The 3883-nt window shown below is 65.5% G+C and carries 5 protein-coding genes; 1 reads left to right on the top strand and 4 read right to left on the bottom strand.

Features of this window, described 5'->3' with window-relative positions; genetic code table 11:
* A partial coding sequence (locus ACXJKR_RS26670; RefSeq protein ID WP_457325386.1) for a hypothetical protein occupies positions 1-497 on the bottom strand: 497 nt, incomplete at its 3' end.
* Between the two features lie 120 nt (positions 498-617).
* On the opposite strand from ACXJKR_RS26670, the gene ACXJKR_RS26665 reads away from it, so the two are divergent.
* On the top strand, positions 618-1472 hold the full coding sequence (locus tag ACXJKR_RS26665; RefSeq protein ID WP_457325385.1) for a hypothetical protein: 855 nt from the start codon (positions 618-620) through the stop codon (positions 1470-1472).
* Here the strand turns inward: ACXJKR_RS26665 and ACXJKR_RS26660 are convergent.
* From ACXJKR_RS26660 to ACXJKR_RS26650, 3 genes are all read right to left on the bottom strand, one after another.
* Positions 1469-2182, bottom strand: a complete 714-nt coding sequence (locus tag ACXJKR_RS26660; protein ID WP_457325384.1) for a YebC/PmpR family DNA-binding transcriptional regulator — start codon at positions 2180-2182, stop codon at positions 1469-1471. The genes ACXJKR_RS26665 and ACXJKR_RS26660 overlap by 4 nt on opposite strands.
* A 103-nt stretch (positions 2183-2285) precedes the next feature.
* Positions 2286-2720, bottom strand: coding sequence for a DUF6678 family protein (locus ACXJKR_RS26655; RefSeq protein WP_457325383.1), 435 nt, complete (start codon positions 2718-2720; stop codon positions 2286-2288).
* 15 nt (positions 2721-2735) lie between these two features.
* Entirely contained in the window at positions 2736-3854 is a 1119-nt protein-coding gene (locus tag ACXJKR_RS26650; protein WP_457325382.1) for a S1C family serine protease, read from the bottom strand.
* Positions 3855-3883 lie beyond the last annotated feature (29 nt).

Here is a 3883-nt window from a genome sequence, read left to right as displayed (position 1 = left end):
GGCCGCTTCTCAACCGTTGCGACCTGCGCGAACAGCAGTTCGAACTCCGCATCCTCGCCATGGCGTTCGCAGAGCTCACCCAGCGCGCAGGCCAGCGCCAGCGAGACGTCGTTCGGTGCACCTCGGGCGCGCTCCATCAACAGCGCCACATTGGCGGGCGGCCACGYGGGCAGCACGCCGTAGTCATGGGCAATCGAGGCCCCGGCCCAGGCCAGCAGGCCTTCGATGCCGGTGCCGGCTGCGTCCGGGCCGACTGCGGTCAGTACGCCCAGCATGGCCATGGCGTGGCGGTAGAGGCAGGCCTGCAGGTGCTCCACCAGCACCACCAAACCGGCTGCTCCCGCGGCGAGCGCCACCTGTCCGTCGGCCTGAGCCCGCAGCGCCAACGCCGCCGCGCTATCCAGCGCGCCAGGGGCCTGCACCGACAGCGCCCGCAAGACGTCCAGCAACTCGCCCGACCGCTGCGCGGCTGCCGCTTCAGGCTGCGATGGGTTCATCGCCGAATGCTAGGGCAGGCCCAGGTGCTGTGGGTCATCTGTGGGTGGTGCAGGGTGGCTGCGCCTTCCATCATCGAACTGCAGCCTGCGCACCGCCGGCGGCGCAAACGGGAGCTTGCAATGCACAACGATCTTTCACCGGCCCGGCGCTTCATGGCCGTCGCCTGCCTGGCCACAGCCTGCAGCAGCGCCACTTGGGCGCTTCCGCTAGCCCCAGGGGTCACCCGCGAAATCAACTTCGTTTCCGACCACTCGACGTGCACCGGCCTGCTGCCGCTGGGCGGCGACTCCGTGTCGTGCACGCTGACGAATGGCGCGGACCTGACGGCTTCGTTTGCCGACTACTACGGCAGCCCTTCGAGCGGCAGCGCCCATGTTTTCGTCAATGGGATGGACATGCACTTGTCCGTCAAGTCGACACCCTCCACGGTGCCGACCTCCGTCATCGATGCCGTCCAGTTCGACCAGTTCATGATCACGGGACCCACGCCTACGGTGCAGGTTGGCGTCACGGTCACCCTCGATGGCACCACGGCTCGAAGCGCTTCCGGCTTTGTGCTGACCAGCTACACCTTCATCAGCGGCAAGCGTTCGCTGACGCCGAGCGCCTCGGCGAACGCGGTCGCAGATCGGATTGCCAATGACCCGTCACGTGACGTGCTCGCCTTCGGCCGCACCGCAACCTTCAGTGGCGGCGTCACTCAACCCACCCTCCATCGCGTCGATTCAGCCTCGTTCACCGCGGTGGTCGGCACGCCGTTTGAGCGCGGCTTCGAGTTCGCGATGTCCAGCCTGAACACGTCACTGAGCTTCAGCGCGCGCGTGGAGTACTCGCTGCCGGTGGGCTACACGCTGACGTCGGCCCGTGGGCTGGCGGTGAACGCCGTGCCGGAAAACGGCAGTTGGGCGCTGATGCTTGCTGGGTTGGTCGGGCTCGGCGGCCTGCGGCTGGCAAAGAGCCGCAACGTGCGCTAACCGGCCAGCCCCGCGTACACGTGCTGCACGTCGTCGTTGGCGTCCAGCGCGGCGAGAAAGCTCTCTACCTCGTCCAGTTGCTCAGCTGTCAGGCTCGTGGGGTTGACCGGGTTCTTGGGCCGGTAGCCCAGCTTGGCGCTGAGCACGGTGAAGCCTTGTGCGGGCAGGGCGCGGCTGACGAGGTCGAGGTCGGCCGGGTCGGTCAGGAAGACGGTGATGCCTTCTTCGTCGGGCGGCAGCAGATCCTGCGCGCCGGCTTCGATGGCGGCCATGTCCGCGTCGGCACCGGGCGTTGTGGGCTCGGCTTCGATCATGCCGAGGTGATCGAAGTCCCAGCCGACGGAGCCGGCACCACCGAGCTGGCCCTTGCGGAACAACACGCGCATGTCCGACGCGGCGCGGTTCACGTTGTCCGTCAGCACCTCCACCATCACCGGCACGCGGTGCGGCGCAAAGCCTTCGTAGATGGYCTGCTCGAAGTGGACGACCTCACCGGTCAACCCGGCGCCTTTCTTGATGGCGCGGTCCAGCGTCTCCTTGGGCATGGACACCTTGCGCGCCTGCTCCACCACCAGCCTCAGCCGCGCGTTGTCCTTCGGGTCAGCGCCGTGGCGCGCCGCGATCATGATGTCCTTGGACAATTTGCCGAACAGCCGACCCTTGGCATTGGCGGCGATGTCTTTGTGTTTGGCTTTCCATTGCGCGCCCATGGGGGTGTCCTGTCGTTTGTCTAGTAAGCCCAAGTCGCGTAACTTGTCGGGCGGGTCGCTACTTTACGGGGTGGCTCTTGCCGATCTCGCCCCTGTCGTCGCGCTATTGAGGTGCGAAATCGTCGTAAGACCTTGGTAAATAACCCCAGATACGTACGACGTCGCCACGCTGCTCGAAGTCGAAGCCAATCTTTTCCAAGATTGGCAGGATTTCGTTTCGATGGTCAATGCTCGCTCTAGGAAGCAGCTTTCCTATGAATGGCCCCTCCTCGGACAGGCCGATGTCAAACCATTCGACAGCTTCAAACGGAAAGGGCAGGTGATAAAACCATTCGACATCCCAATTCGAGACGGTGCCATCAACTGATTTCGAGCGATAAGAAGGACGCCAGCCATCAAGAGCGCGGATGTGAGTGATCAGCTCGTTCCATCGTGTGTTGTTAGACGCACTGGCTAAGTTCCTTGTGGTGACCGCGGCACGAGTCCGCTTTCGCGCTTGATCATCATTTCGCGCATCAGCCATAGGTAAATCGTTCAAAGCCTTCCCCTCGTTCTAGTCTGAGCTACCCAACGTCGCCACCACCTTCCTCGTCTGCCCCGCCCGCCACACCGTCAACGTCACCTTCTCCCCGATCTGCCGCGTCTCCAGAAGCGACAACATGTCGTCCAGGTCCGCCACCGCCTGTCCATCGACAGCCGTGATGACGTCCCCCTGCACGATGCGCCCGCTGCGATCCCTGCCGAAGGGTTTCAAGCCCGCCGCCGCAGCCGGGCTGGCGTCCGCCACGTTGACCAGCAGCACACCCTTGGGCGCCCCCAGCGCCTTGGCCAGGTTCTCCGGCCCGGCTGTCACGCCCAGCGCGGGCCGGATGAAGCGCCCATCTCGAATCAATCGCGGCACGATGCGATTCACCTCGTCCACCGGAATCGCAAACCCGATCCCTGCACTCGCCCCGCTCGGGCTGTAGATGGCCGTGTTGACGCCGATCAGCCGCCCCGCCGAATCCAGCAGCGGCCCGCCCGAATTGCCAGGGTTGATGGCCGCATCGGTCTGGATGGCGCCCTTGATCGTGCGTCGCGTGACCGATTCGATTTCGCGGTTCAGCGCCGAGACGATGCCAGTGGTCAGCGTCTGGTCCAGGCCGAAGGGGTTGCCGATGGCGTAGACCTTCTGGCCCACCTGCAGATCCCGGCTGGCACCCACCGCGATGGCTGGCAGCTTCTCGTGGGGCGCTTCGATGCGCAGCACGGCAATGTCGCGGTCCGGGTAGGCGCCGACGAGCTTGGCCGGAAAGCTGCTCTGATCGTTCAGCGTGACAGTGGCGCGGTCGCCGCCCTGGATGACGTGGAAGTTGGTGACGATGTGGCCGGCGTCGTCCCAGATGAAACCGGTGCCGGTGCCGCTGGGCTGCTCGCTGGTGCGCAGCGAGAAGAAGTCGCGCTGCACGCTCAGCGTGGTGATGTGCACCACCGACGGCGACACGCGTTTGAAGACGCCGATGTTGTTCAACTCCTCGGCGTCCAGCGCGCCGCGGGCGTTGACGGCGCGAGGCTGGGCTTGAGCCTTGGCGAAAGCGGGAGCGCAGCCGAGGAAGAGCAGCGCGACGGCGAGAGTGAGGCGGCGGGGCAGGGTGGGCACGGGGGCGTCGGCGGGAGTGGCGTCGATCCGCATTTTGGGCACAACTCCGGGCTCCCGAGGCC

The sequence above is a fragment of the Roseateles sp. P5_E11 genome (assembly GCF_054049355.1).
This window is presented reverse-complemented; position numbering and strand designations above follow the sequence as displayed.